Origin of the sequence: Variovorax cryoconiti, assembly GCF_051216395.1 — a bacterium.
GTDB lineage: Bacteria > Pseudomonadota > Gammaproteobacteria > Burkholderiales > Burkholderiaceae_C > Variovorax.
On record NZ_JBPJZI010000007.1, the window covers coordinates 247,858 to 266,713 of the forward strand.

Here is an 18,856-nt window from a genome sequence, read left to right on the forward strand (position 1 = left end):
GTGGCAGCGCGTCTACATCATGAAGTTGATGCGGAACACGTTGCCTTCGGGATCGAGCAGCACCGACTGGTACCAGTGGTAGTAGGTCTCGTAGGGCGCCTTGATGAGCTTGGCGCCCGCGTCGACGGCGATGGGCACCCTGCGGTCGACCTCGTCCTTCGAATCGACGTCGATGTTCAGCAGGAACTTCACGCCGCGCGTGTCGGAGAACTCGGCCAGGTGCAGCAGCGCGTAGGCATCGAGCGCGTTGAAACCCAGGCTCGACTTGCCGGTGTCGAGCCCGCGGAAGATCGGCGAGCGGATCGCCTCGATCTCGGGGAAGCCGAACACGCGCTGGTAGAAGCCGCTGAGCGCGACCACGTCTTTCGCGAAGACGTTGACGTAGGAGAGGTGGGGCATGTCAGTTTGCCTTTGCGATGTGCCGGCCGTCTTGTTCTGGACGCTCTTGTCCGGGGCGCGTGCGCAGGCCACCGGGTCCTCCCCTTCGCGAATGTCCCCCGCCTTCGGCTCCTCCTTTATTTCGCTGCGGGGAGCACCCGGCACCCTTCGCACGTGGGCACGCTGTGGGCATACGCGCGATCACCCACAGCGCCTCCGGATCTCGTCGATGGGGTGCCTTGCGCAGCGAAATAAAGGAGGAGGCCGCAGGCCGGGGGACATTCGCGGAGCAAGGTACGCCGTCGGCGTGATCGCTCCCCGAACAAGGCGTGCCAGGCGAAAACCAGTGCGTCATTTATGCGGTCGCCTTGGTCCCACCGAAGGTCGTCTGCTTCACGAACTTCGAGGTCAGGTGATCACCCGAGGAAATCGGCGCGTATTTGGGCTGCTCACCCGGTGCCAGGCAGCTCGGCAGGCACTCGACCATCGCGTCGTAGTTGGGCTGATGGAAGAACACCAGCGACTGCCGCCGGTTGCTGCTCGCCACCTCGAAGGGCGGGTTGACCACGCGGTGCAGCGTCGAGACCCACTGGTCGTTGGTCCACTGCATCATCAGGTCGGCGATGTTCACCACCAGGCCACCGTCGACCTGCGGCACATCGACCCACTGGCCGGCCTTGTTGAAGACCTGCAACCCCTTGTCGTCGGGCAGCACGATGGTGAGGCTGCCGTAGTCGCTGTGCGCACCGGCGCGCAGCTGGCCCGGCAACGGTGCCTCGGTCTGCGGCGGGTAGCTCAGCACGCGGAACATGCTGATGTGCTTGTCGATCTTGTCGTCGAAGAAGGTCTCGGGCAGTTTCAGGCCGAGCGCGAAGATGCGCATGAGCGAGCGCGACAAATCGCTCATCGCTTCGAAGTAATCCTCGTAGGCCTCGCGGAAGCCGGGGATCGGCGGCCAGCTGTTGGGCTCGAAGTGCGGGCCGGCGGCCGGGCCGCGGTGGTAGTCGTCGTCGGGCACGCCCGAGGGACCGATCGAGAACGACTCCTTCAGGTCGCCCGGCGCGGCTTCCTCCAGGCTGTACGACAGGCCTTCTTCGCCGACCGCGCTGTAGCCGCGCACCGCGTCTTCGCGGGGCCGGTCGACCCTGCGCTTGTCGGCCAGCGGCAGCGCGAAGAACTGGCGCGACAGCGCCGACACGCGCGCGATCAGCGCGGGGTCGATGCCGTGGTTCGTGATGACCAGGAAGCCGATGCTGCGGCAGGCCTCGTCGACCTGCTGCGCCAGCGCAGCGCGCGCGTCCGGTGTGCCTTCGAAGTAGGGCGCGAGGTCGATGATCGGTACGGACAGCAGCGTCATGTCGTCATTCCTTGATGCAACGCGAGGACGGTCGCGGCACGGTGTGGCATGCAACGTCTGTGCCAGTTGGACCAAATGGACAAATGCGTTACCGTCGCCGCCGCCGCACCAAGCGGGTACGGCTCGTGCAAGCAGATGTGCACGTTTGAAGAGCAATGCACAAGAAAGCACCAGGACATGGCAAAGATGACAGGGAGCACCACGGGGACGCCCACAACGAAGCCAGTCGCCAAGCCGTCGCAGCGGGTGCTGGCCAAGCGGGCGCCGGCCGCGCGCGGGCCCGCCGCGATCAACCGGCGCCTGCGGCAGATCGAGGACAAGCGCAGCGTCATCCTGGCCGCGGCGCTCGGCCTTTTCTCGCGCTACGGGCTGCACGGCACCAGCGTCGACCAGGTGGCCGCGCGCGCCGATGTCTCCAAGAGCAACCTGCTCTATTACTTCGCCAACAAGGAAGAGCTCTACGTCTGCGTGCTGCGCGACCTGCTCACCGTGTGGCTCGAGCCGCTGCGTGGCTTCAGCGTGGAACAGGACCCGCGGGAGGCCATCGCCGACTACATCCGCCGCAAGCTGGTGATCTCGCGCGACCGGCCCGATGCGTCGCGGCTGTTCTGCCTGGAGATGATCCAGGGCGCACCGCTGCTGCGCGACGAACTCAGCCGCGAGCTGCGCGACCTGGTCGAGCGAAAGTCGGACGTCATCCGCGCGTGGGTTGCGGCCGGCAAGCTCGGGCCGGTCGACCCGCACCACCTGATCTTCGCGCTGTGGGCCACCACGCAGCACTACGCCGACTTCGGCGTGCAGGTGCAGGCCATCACCGGGCGCACGCTCGACGACCCGGCCTTCTTTGAGCAGACGGTGGAAAACGTGCAGCGCATCGTGCTGCAGGGCATCGCGGCAAACTGACCGGCTGTCGGGCCCGGGGCGCCGGCTTACTCCGCCGTCGTCACGAGGCCGTGATAGCGCCGGTCGAAATAGACGAGCCCGTGGGCCGTGTCGCCGAGGGTGATCGCAGCCACCTCGCAGAACAGCACGTCGTGCGTGCCGACGGCGGTGCTGCGCACCACGCGGCAATCGAAGGACACGGCGGCACCGTCGAGCATCGGCGAACCGGTGACGCCCGCGTGCCAGCGGCCGGCTGCGAAGCGCTCGTCCATCGGCGTCTTGCCGCCGAACACGCCGGAGAGTTCCTGGTGGTCCGGCGCCAGCACGTTCACGCACAGCACGCCGTTGGCCTCGAAGGCCGGGTACACCGAGGCCGTGCGGTTCAGGCAGATCAGCAGCGTGGGCGGCTCGTCGGTCACGCTGCACACGGCTGAGGCGGTGAAGCCGGCGCGGCCAGCGGGGCCGTCGGTGGTGATGATGTTGACGGCCGCGCCCAGGCGCGACATCGCGTTGCGGTAGTCGGCCTTCTGCATGGGCGTGTCCCGGTCCTGGTTCTGGCTCAGGCGAGCGTGCAGGCCTCGGCGAAGTCCAGCCGCGGCAGGCGGCCGAAGACCTTCGACACGTCGCCGTGGCCGAGGTTGATGAGGAAGTTGACGGTCCAGGTCGTGCCGCCGAAGAAGGCGGCGTTGACCTTGGCCTTGTCGAAGCCCGACATCGGGCCGGCGTCCAGGCCCAGCGAGCGGGCCGCGAGGATCAGGTAGGCCGCTTGCAGCGTGCCATTGCGAAAGGCGGATTCGTGCGCCAGCTCCGGGGTGCCGGCCACCCAGGGGCGTGCGTCGGCATGCGGGAACAGCTTGGGCAGCTTGTCGTAGAAGGCCGTGTCCCAGGCCGCGATCACCGTGACGGGGGCCGTCATCGTCTTGTCGACGTTGCTGGGCGACAGGGCCGGCTTCAGGCGTTCCTTGCCCTCGGCGGTGCGCACGAAGACGAAGCGGGCCGGCGAGCAGTTGACCGAGGTCGGGCCCATGCGGGCGAGTTCGTAGACCTGCTGGAGCAGGTCGTCGGACACGGGTTCGGCCGTCCAGCCGTTCTGGCTGCGAGCTTCGGTGAAAAGGGTCGCCAGGGCGGCGGTGTCGAGGGCTTGGGTCATGGGATGTCAGTGAGCGCCCGTCTTGGCGAGGAAGGCGAGCAGGGTGGCGTTGAAGGTGTCCGCGTCCGTCACGCTGTGGGCGTGTCCGCCATGCGGTACGCGGTCGAGTATCGCGCGGGGCAGGGCGTCGGCCAGGCGCTGCGACATCGTCCAGGGCACGAGCACGTCGTCCATCGCGGCGGCGACCAGCGTCGGCACCGCGATGCTGGCCAGGCGTGCATCGACATCGAAGGCGCGCAATGCACCGATGCGCGCCCGCATGTTGGCTTCGCCGGGAAAGTGCGCGAAGGCGTGGTCGACCTCGGCCTGCACCTCGTCGGCATGCGCGGCGCACCAGTCGGCCGGGTACAGGAAGATCGGCTGTGCCTCGACATAGGCCCGCGGGCCGACCGCGCCCAGCAGTGCCAGCCGCGCGTCGAAGCAGCGCGCCGAGTGCGGGTTGGGCCTGGACCAGGCGTTGACCAGCACCAGACTGGCCACGCGATCCGGCGTGTCGAGCGCCAGCTGCAGGCCGACCAGGCCGCCCAGCGCATGGCCGATCACGATGCACTGCGCGGTGTCGGTCGCGTCGAGCACCTCGACCGCGTCGCGCGCCATGTCGTCGATCGCGTAGTCGGCCTTCAGCGCTTCGGGGCTGCGGCCGGTGCCGCGCTGGTCGTAGGCGAGCACGCGCCAGCCCGCGGCGACCAGCGCCGGGATCTGTGGCTTCCAGAAGCCGGCCGAGCCGCCCAGGCCGGACGACAGCAGCAGGCTCGGCGCGCCGGGCCTGGCCTGGCCGTGGACCTCGTGGTACAGCGGCATCAGGGCTTGCCGACGTGGGCGATGGAGGCGATTTCCACGAGTGCGTCTGGCTTCACCAGGCCACACTGGATGCAGTAGCGCGCGGGCTTCACGCCCGGGAAGTACTCGGCGTAGACGGCGTTGACCTTCGCGTAGTCGGCCCAGTCCTTGATCATGATCATGTTGAAGGTCACGTCGTCCATCGTGCCGCCTGCGGTGGTGATCACGCTCTTGATGGTCTCCAGCACATGGCGCGTCTGCAGCGTCGCGTCGCCCACGTGGACCACGTTGTTGTCCTTGTCGAAGGGCAGCGTGCCCGACACGTAGACGATGCCGTCGGCCATGGTGCCGGGCACGAAGGGGGCGATGGGCGTGGTGGTGCCGGGCGGGATGATGGCTTGCTTGGGCATGGACGAGGTTCCTGAAGAAACGAGGGGTGGAGGAAAGGGTCAGGCCGCGGTGGTCTCGCGTGCGGTCATCGCGGCAGGCGTGCTCGGCGCAGCCACGGTGCGGCAGAAGTCGTCGACGGTCGAGACCCAGCCGAAGAAGGTCTCGACGTTGTAGACGGCGGCCTTCTGGATCGCGGCGCCGCCGAGTTCGTGCGTCGCGTCTTCCAGCATCACGGCGAAGTACTCGAGGTGGAAGGCGTCGCGCAGCGTCGACTCGACGCACACGTTGGTCGCGATGCCGGTGAACACCAGGTTGCGGATGCCGCGGGCGCGCAGGGTGCTGTCGAGCGTGCTGTTGAAGAAGCCGCTGTAGCGCGTCTTGGGGATCACGATGTCGCCGGCCTGCGGCTTCATCACGTCGAGCAGTTCGTAGTCCCACCCACCCTTGGCCAGGAACTTGCCGGCCAGCTCCTGCTTCTTGCGCATGGTCTTGAGCGCGTTCGACTTGTACCAGTTGGGCGAGCCGGGCCCGCCTGCGTCGACGTACGCGGCATCCCAGCCGTTCTGCAAGAAGATGACCAGCATGCCCGCGGCACGTGCCGCCTCGACGGTGCGCACGATGTTGGCGATGGTGCCCTGCGCGCCCGAAATGTCGAAGCCCGCCGAATCGACGTAGCCGCCCACCGACGCGTAGGCGTTCTGCATGTCGACCACGATCAGCGCCGAGTTGGCCACGTGCAGCGCCACCGGTTCGGGCCGTGCCGGCAGCACCAGCGGGGCCGGGGCACCGGGTGCGTTCGGCACGCCGACCGGCACGGTCGAGGTGAGGGTGGTGTTCTTCGGTGTTGTCATGGCGGGTTTCTTTCGAGCGATCAGGCGGCCAGCGCCTGCGGTTCGACCTGCGACGGCACCGGCGTGTCGGCACCTACGCGGCTCTTCATCAGCGGCTGGATGCGTTCGCCGAAGGCCTCGACGCCTTGCACGAAGTCGTCGAAGGTCAGCAGCACGCCTTCGGTGCCCGGCACCTCGGCCACTTCGTCGAGCATGCGCGCCACGTTGGCATAGGAGCCGATCAGTGTGCCCATGTTGATGTTCACGGCGGAGGTGGGGTCGGCCATCTGGCGCACGTTGGTGTCGGCGCCCGACTTGGTGTCAGCCGCGCCCTGCACGCCCAGCCAGGCGATCGCTTCCTGGTCGGCGCCGGCCTTGTAGTGCTCCCACTTGGCGCGCGCGGCCTCATCGGTCTCGTCGGCGATCACCATCATCAGCACGTAGGTCGTCACATGGCGGCCGGTCTTGGCGGTGGCCGCGATCAGCTTCTGCGCCGAGGGCGCGAAGGCCTGGGGCGTGTTCACACCCTTGCCGAAGCAAAAGTTGTAGTCGGCGTATTGGGCCGAGAAGTCCATGCCCGCGTCGCTCGCGCCAGCGCAGATCACCTTCATGTCGGCCTGCGGCTGCGGGCTCAGACGGCAGTCTTCCATCTGGAAATGCGCGCCCTTGAAGTCCGAATGGCCCTGGCCCCACAGGTCGCGCAGCACCTGGACGTACTCCGAGAGGTACTGGTAGCGTGTGCTGAAGAATTCGTCGCCCGGCCACATCCCCATCTGCGAATACTCGGGCCGCTGCCAGCCGGTGACCAGGTTCACGCCGAAGCGCCCGCCCGAGATCGAATCGATGGTCGACGCCATGCGCGCGACGATGGCCGGCGGCATCACCAGCGAGGCGGCCGTGGCGAAGAGCTTGATCTTGGTGGTCACGGCGGCCAGGCCGGCCATGAGGGTGAAGGACTCGAGGTTGTGGTCCCAGAACTCGGTCTTGCCGCCGAAGCCGCGCAGCTTGATCATCGACAGCACGAAGTCCAGGCCGTAGTGCTCGGCCTGGAGCGTGATCTCCTTGTTGAGCGCGAAGCTCGGCTTGTACTGGGGCGCGTTCTCCGACAGCAGCCAGCCGTTGTTGCCGATGGGGATGAAGATGCCGATGTTCATGGCGGACCATTCCAGGAGTGGACGAGGGCCGAGGCCGAGCCTGCGGAGCGATGGGAATCGCTTTGCATGCTTCGTGCCATCTTGAAAAGTCCTTGTGCATCAAAGACTTGTTCGGATCGACGCGTCAGGTTTTGACCAAATGGTCCAAAGTGGATCGTTCGGCCGGGCCGCGCCGGTGCGCAGTGCGCGCCGGTGGTGCGCCGCGGGGCCTGCACCGCCAGTTGGGCACATCGAAGCGAAGCGCGCCGCGACTTCCGGCATCACCGGTCAAACGACATATTGCAAGCACGCGGCGCACTTTCAGAATGGGTGGTCCACCACCGGAGAGTTGTCATGAAAGCCGTCCGTGCAGCGCTTGCCGCGTGTCTCCCGCTCTTCGCAGTCGCGCAGACGGCGCAGATGTGGGACGGTAAATGGCAGGTCGCCTTCAAGACCGAACGCGGCATCGACCGGGATGGCACCATCATCGTGGCGGGCAACGCAGGCACCTGGGACCTGAATGTGGCCCAACGCAACGACCCCTGCGCCGGCCGCGCCTATCCGATCGAGGTGCAACGCGCGACAGCGGAAGAGCTTGTCTTCAAGGTGGCACGCTCGACGACGTTGGCGGGCTGCCAGGACAACACGATGCGAATGAAGGCGACTGACGCGAACACGCTGGAGGGCACCTTCATGGGAAGGCCGTTCAAAATGACAAAGGCGAACTAGCGGCCATGAAAGCAAGCGCGCTCGCCGCCTGCCTGCGTGTGGGCGTTCAGACGTTGCTGGTCGCGCGCACTTCGTCGATCGTCGTCGTGCCCGCCAGCACCTTCTCGATGCCGTCCTGGCGCAGCGTGCGCATGCCCTCGCGCAGGGCGGTGGCCTGCAGGGCCTCGGCGCGTGCGCCGGTCTGGATCAGGTGGCGCAGTTCGCGCGAGATCATCATCAGCTCGTGCAGGCCGGCGCGGCCCTTGAAGCCGCTCTGGTCGCAGGCGGCGCAGCCGGGGCTCGTGTGCATCTGCAGCCGCCCGTCCTGGCCGTGCTGCGACGCCCAGCGCGCCAGCACCGCGTCGCGCGGCTCGGGCAGGTCGGCGTCACCGAAGGCGTGCAGGTAGTCGGCCAGCAGTTCCTCGATCTCCACCGGCTCGGCATCGCGGCTGGTGCGGCACTGCGTGCAGAGCCGGCGCACCAGGCGCTGGGCCAGCACGCCGAGCAGCGAGTCGGCGAAGTTGAAGGGGTCCATGCCCATGTCGAGCAGGCGCGTCACCGTCTCGGGGGCGCTGTTGGTGTGCAGCGTGGAGAGCACGAGGTGGCCCGTCAGCGAGGCTTCCACCGCGGTCTTGGCGGTTTCCTCGTCGCGGATTTCGCCGACCATGATCACGTCCGGGTCGGCGCGCAGGAAGGCGCGCAGCGCCTTCGCGAAGGTCCAGTCGATGCGCGGGTTCACCTGCACCTGGCGCAGGCCGGGCTGGGTGATCTCGATCGGGTCCTCGGCCGTCCAGATCTTGCGTTCCGGCACGTTGATGTGGCTGAGCGCGGAGTGCAGCGTGGTGGTCTTGCCCGAGCCCGTCGGGCCCACGCACAGCACCATGCCGTAGGGCCGCTCGATGGCGTCGCGCAGGCGCTCGAGGTTTGGCGCCGACAGGCCGAGCCGGTCGAGCGCGATCGGCTTGGCCGACGCCAGGATCCGCATCACCACGTCTTCCAGGCCGCTGTTGGTCGGGATGGTGGCCACGCGCAGCTCGATGCGGTGCTGTGGCGAGAATTTGGCGAAGTTGATCTTGCCGTCTTGCGGCTTGCGGCGCTCGCTGATGTCGAGGTCGCACATGATCTTGATGCGCGCGATCATCGCGTTGCGGTAGTTCGGCGGCAGCTCGAGGTAGGTGCGCAGCTGGCCGTCCTTGCGGAAGCGGATGCGGATCTTCTCGCGGCCGGGATAGCTCTCGATGTGGATGTCGGAGACGCCGGCGCCATGGGCTTCCAGGATCATCCGGTTGATCATGCGCACCAGCGAGTTGTCCGACTGCTCGATCGGCGTGTCGTCGTCGGGGCGGTCCTGCTTGCCCTCTTTCTCGAGGGTCTCGAGCAGTTCGCTGGTGTCGTCCGGCACGAACTCGATGGGCTGCAGCGCCACGCTGCCCGGCCGGCTGTCGGCCGCCGCGCCGATCTTGTCGTAGGCGGTGAACATCATGCGTTCCATGTCGCGGCACTGGGCCAGCACCGGCACGGCCTTCATCTGGGCGATGAACTCCACCTCGTCGACCGCGCTGCGCCGGTTGGCCGGGTCGTCGAGTGCGACGATCAGGCGGCCGTCGCGCACCAGCAGCGGCATCACCTGCAGGCGCTGCGCGGCGCCATAGCTGATCTTGCGCAACGCTTCGGCCTCGGCCGGGAAGGTGTCGAGGTCGACCAGCGGGTAGCCCATCTTGCGGGCCAGCGCGACCTGCAGGTCGGCACGCGACACGGCGTTCTGCCGCACCAGCAGCTCGCCCAGCGGCACGCGGCGCTCGTTCTTCTGGGCGCCAAGTGCCTCTTGCAGCTGCTCGGTGGTGATCATGCCCAGCGAGATCAGCGCCTCGCCGATGCGCACCATCGGCATGCGGGTCTGCTGCGCGATCGCCTCCAGCAGCTGGTCGTGCGTGGTCACCACGCGTGACAGCATCATCTCGGCGGCGGCGCTCGGGGGTGCGGCGACGCTGGTGTCCAGCTCGAACTTCACGTAGGCGCTGCGCGGGATGAACAGGCGCTGCACGCTGCCGTCGTCGCTCGCCGGCGGAAAGAGGAAGAGGCCGACGCCGTTCTCGACATGGCCGACCGTCTCACCCGCGAGCTGACTGCCGCTGGTGAAGCGCAGCTTGAAGCGGCTCTGGCCCGGCTGGCGCAGCGCGCCCGATTGCGGGTCGAGCACCGGCGGGTTCAGCGGCGCGATCGGCGCGGTGAGGGTGATGGCGCGGATCTGGTCGAAGCGCAGCGCCAGGGTGGTGCGGGCGCGCGGCAGTTGCACGTGCAGCACCCGCTCTTCCGGCACGAAGAAGGTCATCCGCCCGGCCACGCGCTGGTCGTTCAGGCTGTGGATCTCGCACGGCAGCGGCTCGGTCTGCGGCTTGGCCGCCGGGTAGCCGCCCTGGGGCGGGTTGGGCCACAGGAAGCCCTCGCGCTTGCTCGCACGTCCTCCGGGGACCTCCTTGGGGGGGTCCCAGTCGATCGGCTTCAATGTGACTGTCATTCGCGAACTCCAGGGTCCTGGCCCGTTCAACGGCCCCGCAGCCGCTTCGGGTCGGCTTGTCGCGGGCACTTCTCCCATTTCGACATCACTCTACAGGGGTCGAGCCGGCGGTGAAGGGTCGATGAATGCAGGGAAACCCCCTCGCTTCGCGCAATGGCGAAGCCGAAAGTTCGCGTCTGCGTCAGCGCGCCGGGGTGGGCGTCGCGTCGGGCAGCTCGATCTTGATGTCGAGCACCTCGAGGTCGTCCTGGCGTTCCAGGTGCACCTTGATGTCGTCCGGGTTGATGGAGACGTACTTCGAGATCACCGCCACCAGCTCGCGCTGCAGGTCGGGCAGGTAGTCGGGGCGGCGCTTGCCGCTCAGGCTCGAGCGCTCGTGGGCGAGGATGATCTGCAGCCGCTCCTTGGCGACGCTGGCCGTCTTCTTCTTTTCGCCGAGCAGGAAAGAGAGGAAGGACATGGCTTACTTCCCCCCGAAGATGCGCTTGAAGAAGCCCGGCTTTTCCGCTTCGATGAAACGCATGGGGCGGTCTTCGCCCAGGAAGCGCGCGACCACGTCGGTGTACGCCTCCGACACGTCGGTGCCCTTGTCGTGGATGGCCGGCACGCCCTGGTTGGAGGCGTTGAGCACCGTCTCCGATTCCGGGATCACGCCGATCAGCTTGATGCGCAGGATGTCCTGGATGTCTTCCAGCGACAGCATCTGGCCGCCGGCCACGCGGTGCGGGTTGTAGCGCGTGATCAGCAGATGTTCCTTGATCGGGTCGCCGCCGTCCTTGGCGCGCTTGGTCTTGCTGCCGAGCATGCCCAGGATGCGGTCGGAATCGCGCACCGAAGAGACTTCCGGATTGGTCACGATCAGCGCCTCGTCGGCGAAGTACATGGCCATCATCGCGCCGGTCTCGATGCCCGCGGGTGAGTCGCAGACGATGTAGTCGAAGTCCATCGCCGACAGGTCGTTCAGCACCTTCTCGACGCCCTCCTGCGTCAGCGCTTCCTTGTCGCGCGTCTGCGAGGCAGCCAGCACGAACAGGTTGTCGCACTGCTTGTCCTTGATGAGCGCCTGGTTCAGGTTGGCCTCGCCCTGGATCACGTTGATGAGGTCGTACACCACGCGGCGTTCGCAGCCCATGATCAGGTCCAGGTTGCGCAGGCCCACGTCGAAGTCGATCACCGCCGTCTTCTTGCCGGCGAGCGCCAGGCCCGTCGCGAAGCTGGCGCTCGTGGTCGTCTTGCCGACGCCGCCCTTGCCCGAGGTCACCACCACAATTTTGGCCATTGCCGTTCCTTCTTCGTTTTTCGGTTGTTCAGGGTGCGGAGCGGCGATCAGAGGATCGGCTCCATCAGAAGCTTCTTGTCGTCCAGATGGATCTGGACGGCCTTGCCCGCGATGTCGGCCGGCAGCGCGACTTCGGAGGTGCGGTAGATGCCGGCGATCGCCACCAGCTGCGCTTCCATGCAGGTGGTGAAGATGCGGGCTTCGGTGTTGCCGCGCGCGCCGGCGATCGCCTTGCCGCGCAGCGGCGCATACACGTGGATGTTGCCGTCGGCGATCACTTCGGCGCCGAAGTTCACGACCGCCATCACGATCACGTCGCCACCGCGGGCATAGACCTGCTGGCCCGAGCGCAGCGGCTTGTCGATGACCAGCGTGCCGGCCGCGGGCACCGGCACTTCGCGCACGATCTGCGGTGCTTCGCTGACCGGCGCGGGCGCCGGAGCGCGGGGCGTGGGTGTGGGGGCGACAGGCATTGCCGCGATGGACAGCCCGGCGTTGCGCGCTGCGGCGTTCTGCGCATCGCTGCCGCCGCGCACCGCGATCGGTTGCGTCTGGTGGCGCGCCAGCAGGTTGCGCAGCGCCGTGAAGTCGATGTCGGCGGCCTCGCCTTCGTCCTGCAGCAGCGACAGGTCGATCACCACCGGTTCCTGCTCGAAGAAGTCGGGGGAGTCGGCCAGCTGCGCGTCCAGCGCGTCGGCCAGCACGTCCAGCTTCGCCGTCTTGAGGATCACCGCCACCAGCGGCAGCGTGGCGCTCTTGAATTCGAATACCGCCTTGTTGCGCGCGGCGGAAGCATCGGCCATGGGAAAAGGTCGTCCGAAAAGCGTTGAAGTCTAACGGCTGGGCCCACCCGAAAAGGCGTTCCGGGCGGCATAGGGTGGGTTCCGCACAGTTTCTTGCATCGCGTTTCAACTCGCTGCCCGTATAGTCGCGGCGCCTGTCGACGAGAGACGACGGCGCATCGCCACTCGAAAAGGTACGGCTCGCGGATGGTTTCCAAGAAGTTTGCAGTGCTCGACGGGATGCGAGGCCTGGCCGCGCTCCTCGTCCTGACACGGCATACCGAGGCCTATTGGGCGGCGCCGTGGCTGTCTCTCAACCACAGCTACCTCGCGGTCGATCTCTTCTTCGTGCTGAGCGGTTTCGTGATCAGCCACGCGTACGCACAGCAGCTGCGGGAGGGCCGGCTGTCCGCCGGCCGGTTCATGCTGATCCGCTGGATTCGCCTGTGGCCGCTGCATGCGCTGGGGGCCGCGCTGGGGGCGGCGCTGGTGGTCGCGAAAGACCTGTATGCGCCGGGTGTGTGGGTGCTGCCCCTGGTCCTGATGCTGCTCTTTCTGCCATCGCGCATGCCCGAAGCCGGGGACGGCCTCTTCGAACTGAACCCCCCGGGCTGGTCGCTGTTCTACGAAATGGCGGTGAACCTTCTCTACGCGCTGACGCATCGCTGGTTGACGCACCGGGTGTTGGTGGCCGTGCTCGTCGTGAGCGGCGCCGGCCTGGTCGCGACCGGTCTGTACAACGACAGTCTGGATATCGGCTTCACGTGGAGCATGCGCTCGCTGGCGGGTGGCACGCTGCGGGCCGTCTTCGGCATCTTCCTGGGCATCGGGCTGCACCGGCTGTACCTGGCACGCCAGCGGCGTCCGCAGAGGGCCGGTCCGGGGCCGTGGGCGCTTTGCGCGGCGGTGGTGGCGCTGCTGATGGTGCCGCGCATCGAGGGCCTGGGAAGCACGATCGATCTTCTGGCCGTCTTCCTCGTGTTTCCGGTGTGCGTGTACCTCGGCGCGCTGGCGTCCGTCGGCGCGTCCTCCGTGAAGCTGCTCGCGCTCCTCGGCCTGCTGAGCTACCCGGTCTACGTGCTCCACATGCCGTTGGGGAACTGGTTCGAAGGCGCCCTGGCCGCGCCGCTGGCGCGGTATGCGCCGTTGGCCGGCGTGCTGTTCGCTGCCGCACTGGTGGGGCTGGCCTGGGCGCTCGACCGTTGGTTCGACCAGCCGCTGCGGCGCTTCCTCACCCGCGTGACCGCCGCTCGAAAAGCGTCGCGCCCGGCCTGAGAGGCTGGATCAGGCGTTGCGCGCGCGACCGAGCAGCGCCCACAGCAGGATCGCGCCGAAGGTCGCGGTGCCGATGCCGCCGAGCGCGAACTGGCCGAACTTCAGCGTGAAGTCGCCGGTGCCGATGATCAGCGTGATGGCCGCGACGATCAGGTTGCGGTTCTGCGAGAAGTCAACCCGGTTGTCGACCCAGATCTTGGCGCCGGCCACCGCGATCAGCCCGAACACCACAATGCTCACGCCGCCCATCACCGGCAGCGGGATGGCCTGAATGAGCGCGCCGAACTTGGGCGAGAAGCCCAGCACCAGCGCGATGACCGCGGCCACCACGAACACCGCCGTCGAATAGATGCGCGTGGCCGCCATCACGCCGATGTTCTCGGCATAGGTCGTCACGCCCGTGCCGCCGGCGGCACCGCTCACCACCGTGGCCACACCGTCGGCGATGAAGGCCCGGCCAATCAGCGGGTCGAGGTTGCGGCCGGTCATGGCGGTCACGGCCTTCAGGTGGCCCAGGTTCTCGGCCACCAGGATGATCGCCACCGGTGCGATCAGCAGCATCGCGCTGCCCGTGAACACCGGCGCGGTGAAGGCCGGCAGGCCGAACCAGGCCGCGTTGGCGATGCCGCTCAGGTCGACCGGCTTGCCCAGGCCCAGGCCGTTGGTGAGCAGCGCGTAGACGACCGTGGCGAGGATCAGCCCGACCAGGATCAGCAGCCGCTGCACCATGCCACGCGCGAACACCGCGACCAGGCCGACGCACAGGAAGGTCACGGCCTGCATCCACGCGTCGAAGTTGCCCGCCTGCATGTTCTTGATCGGCACGCTCGCCAGGTTGAGCCCGATGACCGCCACCACCGCGCCGGTGACCACCGGCGGCATGAAGCGCTCGATCCATCCGGTGCCGATGGCCTGCACCAGCGCGCCGATCGCGATGTAGAGCACGCCGCAGGCGACGATGCCGCCCAGCGCGACGGCCAGATTGCCGTTGGGCCCCGAGCCCGAATAGCCGCTGGCCGCGATCACCACGCCGATGAAGGCGAAGCTCGAGCCCAGGTAGCTCGGCACGCGCCCGCCGGTGATGAAGAAGAAGAGCAGCGTGCCCACGCCGCTCATGAGGATCGCGATGTTGGGGTTGAAGCCCATCAGGATCGGCGCCAGCACGGTGGCGCCGAACATCGCGATCACGTGCTGCACGCCCATCGCCGCGGTCTGCGGCCAGGGCAGGCGCTCGTCGGGCGCGACGACGGCGGCCTCGGTGGCCTGCACCTCGCGCCACTGGAAAATCTTGCTCATGGTGGTCTCCTCGTTGGAATTTATGGGGTGTGTGCGCGGGTGTTTGGCTGGCCGCGCGGCAGCAGCATCGACATCGTGAGGCGTGACACGCAGGTCAGATCGCCGGCCTCGTTCACCAGGTCGATCTGCCAGACCTGGACCGTCCGGCCGCGGTGCACCGGCCGCGCGGTGCCGGTCACCCAGCCGCTGCGCGCCGAGCGCAGGTGGTTGGCATTGATGTCGAGCCCGACGGCGCCGTGGCCTTCGGGCGACGAGTAGTAGGCGCCGCTGGAGCCGAGCGTTTCGGCCAGCACCACCGACACGCCGCCATGCAGCAGCCCGAAGGGCTGCACCGTGCGTTCGTCCACCGGCACGCGGCCTCGCAGGAAGTCGTCGCCGATCTCGGTGAACTCGATGCCGAGCCGACCGGCGGCGGTCTTCTCGTTGGCGGCAGCGAGCAGTTCGAGCGAGATCGGTTTTTGCCAGATGGCCATGGAAGCTCCGAAGAAGAAATGGTCAAAACTATAGCGAGCGCCCAACTCGGGTCGCCGGCCGACAGGCCGGCTGCGACCCTGCGACTAAGCTTCCGGCATGACACGCACAGGTCGATGGCTGGTAAGAGGCGCGGCAGGACTGGTCGCGCTGGGCGTCGTCGGCGCGGCGCTGGTCGCGTGGTGGGTGCCGAGCGACGCCGAGCTCGCTGCCCGCGTGAGTTCCGAGTTCGAACAGCGCACCGGCATCGGCCTGCAGGTGGGCGGATTGCATTGGGCGCTGTTCCCCGTGCCTCGCGTGGTGCTGGAAGACGTTGCGACCGCGCAGCAAAAACCCATCCGTATTCGCCGGCTGGAAGTGAACCCGCAACTGCGGCCCTTGCTCTCGCGCGAACTGCATGTCGACAGCGTCTCGGTCGATGGCGTCGCGCTGCCGCGCGAGTCGGTCCGTGCCTTCCGCGGCAAGGTGGTGGCGCCCGGCCCCGCAGGCGGCGAATGGACCCTGGCGCCGGTGCCGGTCGACCAGGTCCGCTTCACGGACGTCACGTGGGTCGACCGTAGCGACATCCCGCTGGCCTACGACGGCCACATCGATTTCGACCCGCAATGGCGGCCCCGCATCGCCGAGGTCGGCCGCCACGGCGTGACGCCGCCGGCGCGGCTGCGCCTCGAACGCGAAGGCGATGCCGACCGCTGGAAGACGCTGATCGACATCGCCGGCGGCACCTGGAACGGCGTCAGCGAGCTCGCCACCCAGAAGGATGGCACGCTGCTGTTCACGGCGCAGCTGGAGGCACGCCATGTTGATATCGAGCAGCTGATGCAGACCTTCGACCGGCGTGCCCCGCTGGCCGGCAAGGCCAACGGCCGGACCGAGATTCGTGCCGCTGGCGACAGCCCGGGCGAACTCTGGCGCCATGCGACGACGCGCACCCGCTTCTCGGTGCAGCCCGCCACGCTCACCCGCTTCGACCTGGCCAAGGCGATCCAGACCGCCGGCACCAGCCGGGGTGGCCGCACGCCGCTGGACGAACTCACCGGCACCCTCGACACCGAAGGCACGGACGACGGCGTGCGCTTTCGCTACACCGGCCTGAAGGCGCGCTCCGGCGTGCTCACCGCCAGCGGCAGTGCGCGCATCTACCACCGCGCGATCGACGGCGAGCTGGCGGTCGACCTGGTCGACGGCGTGGTCGGGGTGCCGCTCAAGGTCGGCGGCACGCTCGACGACCCGACGCTGTCGCTGACGGGCGGTGCGCTCGCCGGCGCCGCTGTCGGCACCGCCGTGCTGCCGGGCGTGGGCACGGCCATCGGCGCGCGCATCGGGCAGCAGGTCGAACGCCTCTTCGGCGACGACGCCAAGAAGCCGCCGCCGAAAGGCCCGCGGGCGCCCTGATTCGCGTCGCGCGCGGGACATCGCACGACCGCCCATGGGACATTCCCCGGGGCCGCGCGCGGCCTGCGCGCCGTAAGCTCCCGGGCGACATGACCGCTCCCAACGTCCCCCAACTCCGCCTCTATCAAGATTGGTTGCGCGACACGCGCGGCCTCGTCTTCGACCGCTACGACGACCTCTGGCGCTGGTCGACCACCGACCTCGACGGCTTCTGGCAGAGCATCTGGGACTACCACGGCATGCAATCGCCGACGCCGCACAGCGCCGTGGTCGCCGATCGCAAGATGCCCGGTGCCGTGTGGTTCCCCGGCGCGCAGGTCAACTACGCGCGCGAGGTGCTGCGCCATGCCGACGCAGCGCACGCCGCAGGCATGCCCGCCATCGTGAGCGACAACGAACGCGGCGACGTGCGGGAGCTGTCGTGGCCCGAGCTGCGCCGCCAGGTGGCCTCGGTCGCGCTCACGCTGAAATCGCACGGCGTGCAGCGCGGCGACCGCGTCGCGGCCTACCTGCCCAACGTGCCCGAGACCATCGTCGCCTGCCTGGCCTGCCTCTGCATCGGCGCTGTGTGGAGCGTGTGCGCGCCCGACATGGGCACCGCCGCCGTGGCCGACCGCTTTCGCCAGATCGAACCCAAGGTGCTCATTGCCGCCGACGGCGTGCACTACGGCGGCAAGGCGATCGACCGCAGCGCCGTCGTGCGGGAATTGCGCGGGCAGCTGCCCAGCGTCGAGACGCTGCTGCTGCTGCGCACGCCCCACGCGACGGGCCCACTCGATGCCGAGATCGACTGGACCGACGCCATCGCGCGCGACGACGCCGCCGTCGCGGCCTTCGCGCCCGAGTGGCTGCCCTTCGACCACCCGATCTGGATCGTCTATTCGAGCGGCACCACCGGCCTGCCCAAGCCCATCGTCCACGGGCACGGCGGCATCGTCATGACGATGTATGCCTGCGGCCTGCACAACGACATCGGCGCCAGCTACGGGGCCAACAACCTCGGCGAGCGCTTCCATTGGTACAGCTCCACCGGCTGGGTCATGTGGAACTGCCAGATGGCGGGCCTGGCCCAGGGCGCGACCATCGTGCTGTACGACGGCCACCCGGCCGGCAGCAAGGACAAGCCCGACTGGGCCGTGCTGTGGCGCTTCGTCGCGAAGCACCGCGTCACCTTCTTCGGCGCGGGCGCGGCCTACTTCACGAACTGCATGAAGGCCGGCGTGACCACGGCCGACTGCGGCGACCTGTCGCGCGTGCGCGCTCTGGGCAGCACCGGCTCGCCGCTGTCGGAAGAGGTGCAGCGTTGGGGCAGCGCGCAGTTCCGCGCGGCCGGCTCGACGGACATTTGGTGGTGCAACATTTCGGGGGGAACGGATTTTTGCGGCGCCTTCGTCGGCGGGCACCGCGAGCTGCCTGAGGTGCCCGGCCAGATGCAGTGCCGCCAGCTCGGCCATGCGGTCGAGGCCTGGAACGCGCAGGGCGAGCCGGTGATCGGCGAAGTGGGGGAGCTGGTCTGCGTGCAGCCCATCCCGTCGATGCCGCTCTACCTGTGGAACGACGAGGGCAACGCGCGCTACCTGTCGAGCTACTTCGATACGTACCCCGGGGTCTGGCGCCACGGCGACTGGCTGAAGATCGGCGCCGACGGCGGCTGCGTCATCTATGGCCGAAGCGACGCCACCATCAACCGCCAGGGCCTGCGCATGGGCACCAGCGAGATCTACAGCGCGGTCGAGGCGCTGCCCGAGGTGCTCGACTCGATGGTGGTCGACCTCGAATACCTGGGGCGCGAAAGCTACATGCCGCTCTTCGTCGTGCTGCGCCCCGGCGTCGCACTCGACGATGCGGTGCGCGCCAAGATCGAGAGCGCGATCAAGACCTCGCTGTCGCCGCGCTTCCTGCCCAACGACATCTTCGAGGTGCCCGAGATCCCGCGCACGCTGTCGGGCAAGAAGCAGGAGCTGCCGATCAAGAAGCTGCTGCTGGGCCTGCCGATCGAGAAGGTGGTCAACAAGGAGGCGATGGCCAACCCGGCGAGCCTCGACTGGTTCGTGGCGCTGGCGGCGCGGCGTGCGGAGCGCGCCGCCGCGGTCCTGTAGGTTCCCTCGCTCGACCTACCAGACCTTCCACCACGGGTCGTCCTTGCCGCGGAAGCCGCGCGTGAGGTACTCGCTCTGCGGGTAGTTGGTGGTCAGTACGCGCCTGGCGTCGTCGCGCAGGTCGTTCAGGCCC

The 18,856-nt window shown here is 68.1% G+C and carries 19 protein-coding genes and 1 pseudogene; 5 read left to right on the plus strand and 15 right to left on the minus strand.

Annotated elements, in window-relative coordinates; all coding sequences use genetic code 11:
* Positions 1 to 12 precede the first annotated feature (12 nt).
* Both ACSFA2_RS18340 and ACSFA2_RS18345 read right to left on the minus strand, forming a co-directional pair.
* Complete coding sequence (locus tag ACSFA2_RS18340; RefSeq protein ID WP_435456749.1) at positions 13 to 399, minus strand: VOC family protein; 387 nt, start codon at positions 397 to 399, stop codon at positions 13 to 15.
* 334 nt (positions 400 to 733) lie between these two features.
* On the minus strand, positions 734 to 1,735 hold the full coding sequence (locus ACSFA2_RS18345; protein WP_435456750.1) for an isopenicillin N synthase family dioxygenase: 1,002 nt from the start codon (positions 1,733 to 1,735) through the stop codon (positions 734 to 736).
* Between the two features lie 177 nt (positions 1,736 to 1,912).
* Here ACSFA2_RS18345 and rutR point away from each other — a divergent pair, with 177 nt between their 5' ends.
* Positions 1,913 to 2,638 (plus strand): HTH-type transcriptional regulator RutR, encoded by a 726-nt coding sequence (gene rutR, locus ACSFA2_RS18350; RefSeq protein WP_435456751.1) that lies wholly within the window; start codon positions 1,913 to 1,915, stop codon positions 2,636 to 2,638.
* Between the two features lie 26 nt (positions 2,639 to 2,664).
* Here the strand turns inward: rutR and rutF are convergent, their stop codons facing one another.
* From rutF to rutA, 6 genes are read right to left on the minus strand one after another with little or no spacing between them, the layout of a single operon-like run.
* A complete protein-coding gene (gene rutF / locus ACSFA2_RS18355; protein ID WP_435456752.1) occupies positions 2,665 to 3,150 on the minus strand; it encodes an NADH-dependent FMN reductase RutF in 486 nt (161 codons plus the stop codon).
* A gap of 26 nt (positions 3,151 to 3,176) precedes the next feature.
* Entirely contained in the window at positions 3,177 to 3,767 is a 591-nt protein-coding gene (locus ACSFA2_RS18360) for a malonic semialdehyde reductase (protein ID WP_435456753.1), read from the minus strand.
* 6 nt (positions 3,768 to 3,773) lie between these two features.
* Positions 3,774 to 4,568 (minus strand): pyrimidine utilization protein D, encoded by a 795-nt coding sequence (gene rutD / locus ACSFA2_RS18365; RefSeq protein ID WP_435456754.1) that lies wholly within the window; start codon positions 4,566 to 4,568, stop codon positions 3,774 to 3,776.
* Entirely contained in the window at positions 4,568 to 4,957 is a 390-nt protein-coding gene (rutC, locus tag ACSFA2_RS18370) for a pyrimidine utilization protein C (protein ID WP_262077673.1), read from the minus strand. The genes rutD and rutC overlap by 1 nt, the downstream gene beginning before the upstream one ends.
* Before the next feature lie 39 nt (positions 4,958 to 4,996).
* Entirely contained in the window at positions 4,997 to 5,788 is a 792-nt protein-coding gene (rutB, locus tag ACSFA2_RS18375; protein ID WP_435456755.1) for a pyrimidine utilization protein B, read from the minus strand.
* 20 nt (positions 5,789 to 5,808) lie between these two features.
* Positions 5,809 to 6,921, minus strand: a complete 1,113-nt coding sequence (gene rutA / locus ACSFA2_RS18380; RefSeq protein ID WP_435456756.1) for a pyrimidine utilization protein A — start codon at positions 6,919 to 6,921, stop codon at positions 5,809 to 5,811.
* Positions 6,922 to 7,254: 333 nt separating this feature from the next.
* Here rutA and ACSFA2_RS18385 point away from each other — a divergent pair, with 333 nt between their 5' ends.
* Positions 7,255 to 7,629, plus strand: a complete 375-nt coding sequence (locus tag ACSFA2_RS18385) for a hypothetical protein (protein ID WP_435456757.1) — start codon at positions 7,255 to 7,257, stop codon at positions 7,627 to 7,629.
* A 46-nt stretch (positions 7,630 to 7,675) separates the two neighbouring features.
* On the opposite strand, the gene ACSFA2_RS18390 is transcribed toward ACSFA2_RS18385, so the two are convergent.
* The 4 genes from ACSFA2_RS18390 to minC form a co-directional block, all read right to left on the minus strand.
* Positions 7,676 to 9,562, minus strand: coding sequence for a GspE/PulE family protein (locus ACSFA2_RS18390; RefSeq protein WP_435456769.1), 1,887 nt, complete (start codon positions 9,560 to 9,562; stop codon positions 7,676 to 7,678).
* A 745-nt stretch (positions 9,563 to 10,307) separates the two neighbouring features.
* A complete protein-coding gene (gene minE / locus ACSFA2_RS18395; protein ID WP_435456758.1) occupies positions 10,308 to 10,586 on the minus strand; it encodes a cell division topological specificity factor MinE in 279 nt (92 codons plus the stop codon).
* 3 nt (positions 10,587 to 10,589) lie between these two features.
* Positions 10,590 to 11,405 (minus strand): septum site-determining protein MinD, encoded by an 816-nt coding sequence (gene minD / locus ACSFA2_RS18400; protein ID WP_435456759.1) that lies wholly within the window; start codon positions 11,403 to 11,405, stop codon positions 10,590 to 10,592.
* Between the two features lie 47 nt (positions 11,406 to 11,452).
* Positions 11,453 to 12,208, minus strand: a complete 756-nt coding sequence (minC, locus tag ACSFA2_RS18405; protein ID WP_435456760.1) for a septum site-determining protein MinC — start codon at positions 12,206 to 12,208, stop codon at positions 11,453 to 11,455.
* 186 nt (positions 12,209 to 12,394) lie between these two features.
* Here minC and ACSFA2_RS18410 point away from each other — a divergent pair, with 186 nt between their 5' ends.
* Positions 12,395 to 13,462, plus strand: a complete 1,068-nt coding sequence (locus ACSFA2_RS18410; protein ID WP_435456761.1) for an acyltransferase family protein — start codon at positions 12,395 to 12,397, stop codon at positions 13,460 to 13,462.
* A gap of 9 nt (positions 13,463 to 13,471) precedes the next feature.
* On the opposite strand, the gene ACSFA2_RS18415 is transcribed toward ACSFA2_RS18410, so the two are convergent.
* Both ACSFA2_RS18415 and ACSFA2_RS18420 read right to left on the minus strand, forming a co-directional pair.
* The gene (locus tag ACSFA2_RS18415) at positions 13,472 to 14,758 is read right to left on the minus strand and encodes a solute carrier family 23 protein (protein ID WP_435456762.1); all 1,287 of its coding nucleotides are present in this window, start codon (positions 14,756 to 14,758) and stop codon (positions 13,472 to 13,474) included.
* 20 nt (positions 14,759 to 14,778) lie between these two features.
* Entirely contained in the window at positions 14,779 to 15,231 is a 453-nt protein-coding gene (locus tag ACSFA2_RS18420; protein WP_435456763.1) for a hotdog fold thioesterase, read from the minus strand.
* Between the two features lie 97 nt (positions 15,232 to 15,328).
* On the opposite strand from ACSFA2_RS18420, the gene ACSFA2_RS18425 reads away from it, so the two are divergent.
* On the plus strand, positions 15,329 to 16,624 hold the full coding sequence (locus ACSFA2_RS18425; protein WP_435456764.1) for a hypothetical protein: 1,296 nt from the start codon (positions 15,329 to 15,331) through the stop codon (positions 16,622 to 16,624).
* Positions 16,625 to 16,713: 89 nt separating this feature from the next.
* A complete protein-coding gene (locus ACSFA2_RS18430) occupies positions 16,714 to 18,723 on the plus strand; it encodes an acetoacetate--CoA ligase (RefSeq protein WP_435456765.1) in 2,010 nt (669 codons plus the stop codon).
* A 15-nt stretch (positions 18,724 to 18,738) separates the two neighbouring features.
* On the opposite strand, the pseudogene ACSFA2_RS18435 reads toward ACSFA2_RS18430, so the two are convergent.
* A pseudogene (locus ACSFA2_RS18435) lies at positions 18,739 to 18,856 on the minus strand (outer membrane protein assembly factor BamD); the annotation flags it as partial.

Bases quoted from the DNA above. Each gene is read 5' to 3' on its own strand.
- rutB (WP_435456755.1), bottom strand. From the start codon at position 5,788: ATGACAACACCGAAGAACACCACCCTCACCTCGACCGTGCCGGTCGGC.
- rutD (WP_435456754.1), bottom strand. From the start codon at position 4,568: ATGCCGCTGTACCACGAGGTCCACGGCCAGGCCAGGCCCGGCGCGCCG.
- rutC (WP_262077673.1), bottom strand. From the start codon at position 4,957: ATGCCCAAGCAAGCCATCATCCCGCCCGGCACCACCACGCCCATCGCC.
- minC (WP_435456760.1), bottom strand. From the start codon at position 12,208: ATGGCCGATGCTTCCGCCGCGCGCAACAAGGCGGTATTCGAATTCAAG.
- ACSFA2_RS18420 (WP_435456763.1), bottom strand. From the start codon at position 15,231: ATGGCCATCTGGCAAAAACCGATCTCGCTCGAACTGCTCGCTGCCGCC.
- rutR (WP_435456751.1), top strand. From the start codon at position 1,913: ATGGCAAAGATGACAGGGAGCACCACGGGGACGCCCACAACGAAGCCA.
- ACSFA2_RS18360 (WP_435456753.1), bottom strand. From the start codon at position 3,767: ATGACCCAAGCCCTCGACACCGCCGCCCTGGCGACCCTTTTCACCGAA.
- minE (WP_435456758.1), bottom strand. From the start codon at position 10,586: ATGTCCTTCCTCTCTTTCCTGCTCGGCGAAAAGAAGAAGACGGCCAGC.
- rutA (WP_435456756.1), bottom strand. From the start codon at position 6,921: ATGAACATCGGCATCTTCATCCCCATCGGCAACAACGGCTGGCTGCTG.
- ACSFA2_RS18430 (WP_435456765.1), top strand. From the start codon at position 16,714: ATGACCGCTCCCAACGTCCCCCAACTCCGCCTCTATCAAGATTGGTTG.
- rutF (WP_435456752.1), bottom strand. From the start codon at position 3,150: ATGCAGAAGGCCGACTACCGCAACGCGATGTCGCGCCTGGGCGCGGCC.
- ACSFA2_RS18345 (WP_435456750.1), bottom strand. From the start codon at position 1,735: ATGACGCTGCTGTCCGTACCGATCATCGACCTCGCGCCCTACTTCGAA.
- minD (WP_435456759.1), bottom strand. From the start codon at position 11,405: ATGGCCAAAATTGTGGTGGTGACCTCGGGCAAGGGCGGCGTCGGCAAG.
- ACSFA2_RS18390 (WP_435456769.1), bottom strand. From the start codon at position 9,562: ATGCTGTCACGCGTGGTGACCACGCACGACCAGCTGCTGGAGGCGATC.
- ACSFA2_RS18415 (WP_435456762.1), bottom strand. From the start codon at position 14,758: ATGAGCAAGATTTTCCAGTGGCGCGAGGTGCAGGCCACCGAGGCCGCC.
- ACSFA2_RS18425 (WP_435456764.1), top strand. From the start codon at position 15,329: ATGACACGCACAGGTCGATGGCTGGTAAGAGGCGCGGCAGGACTGGTC.
- ACSFA2_RS18385 (WP_435456757.1), top strand. From the start codon at position 7,255: ATGAAAGCCGTCCGTGCAGCGCTTGCCGCGTGTCTCCCGCTCTTCGCA.
- ACSFA2_RS18410 (WP_435456761.1), top strand. From the start codon at position 12,395: ATGGTTTCCAAGAAGTTTGCAGTGCTCGACGGGATGCGAGGCCTGGCC.
- ACSFA2_RS18340 (WP_435456749.1), bottom strand. From the start codon at position 399: ATGCCCCACCTCTCCTACGTCAACGTCTTCGCGAAAGACGTGGTCGCG.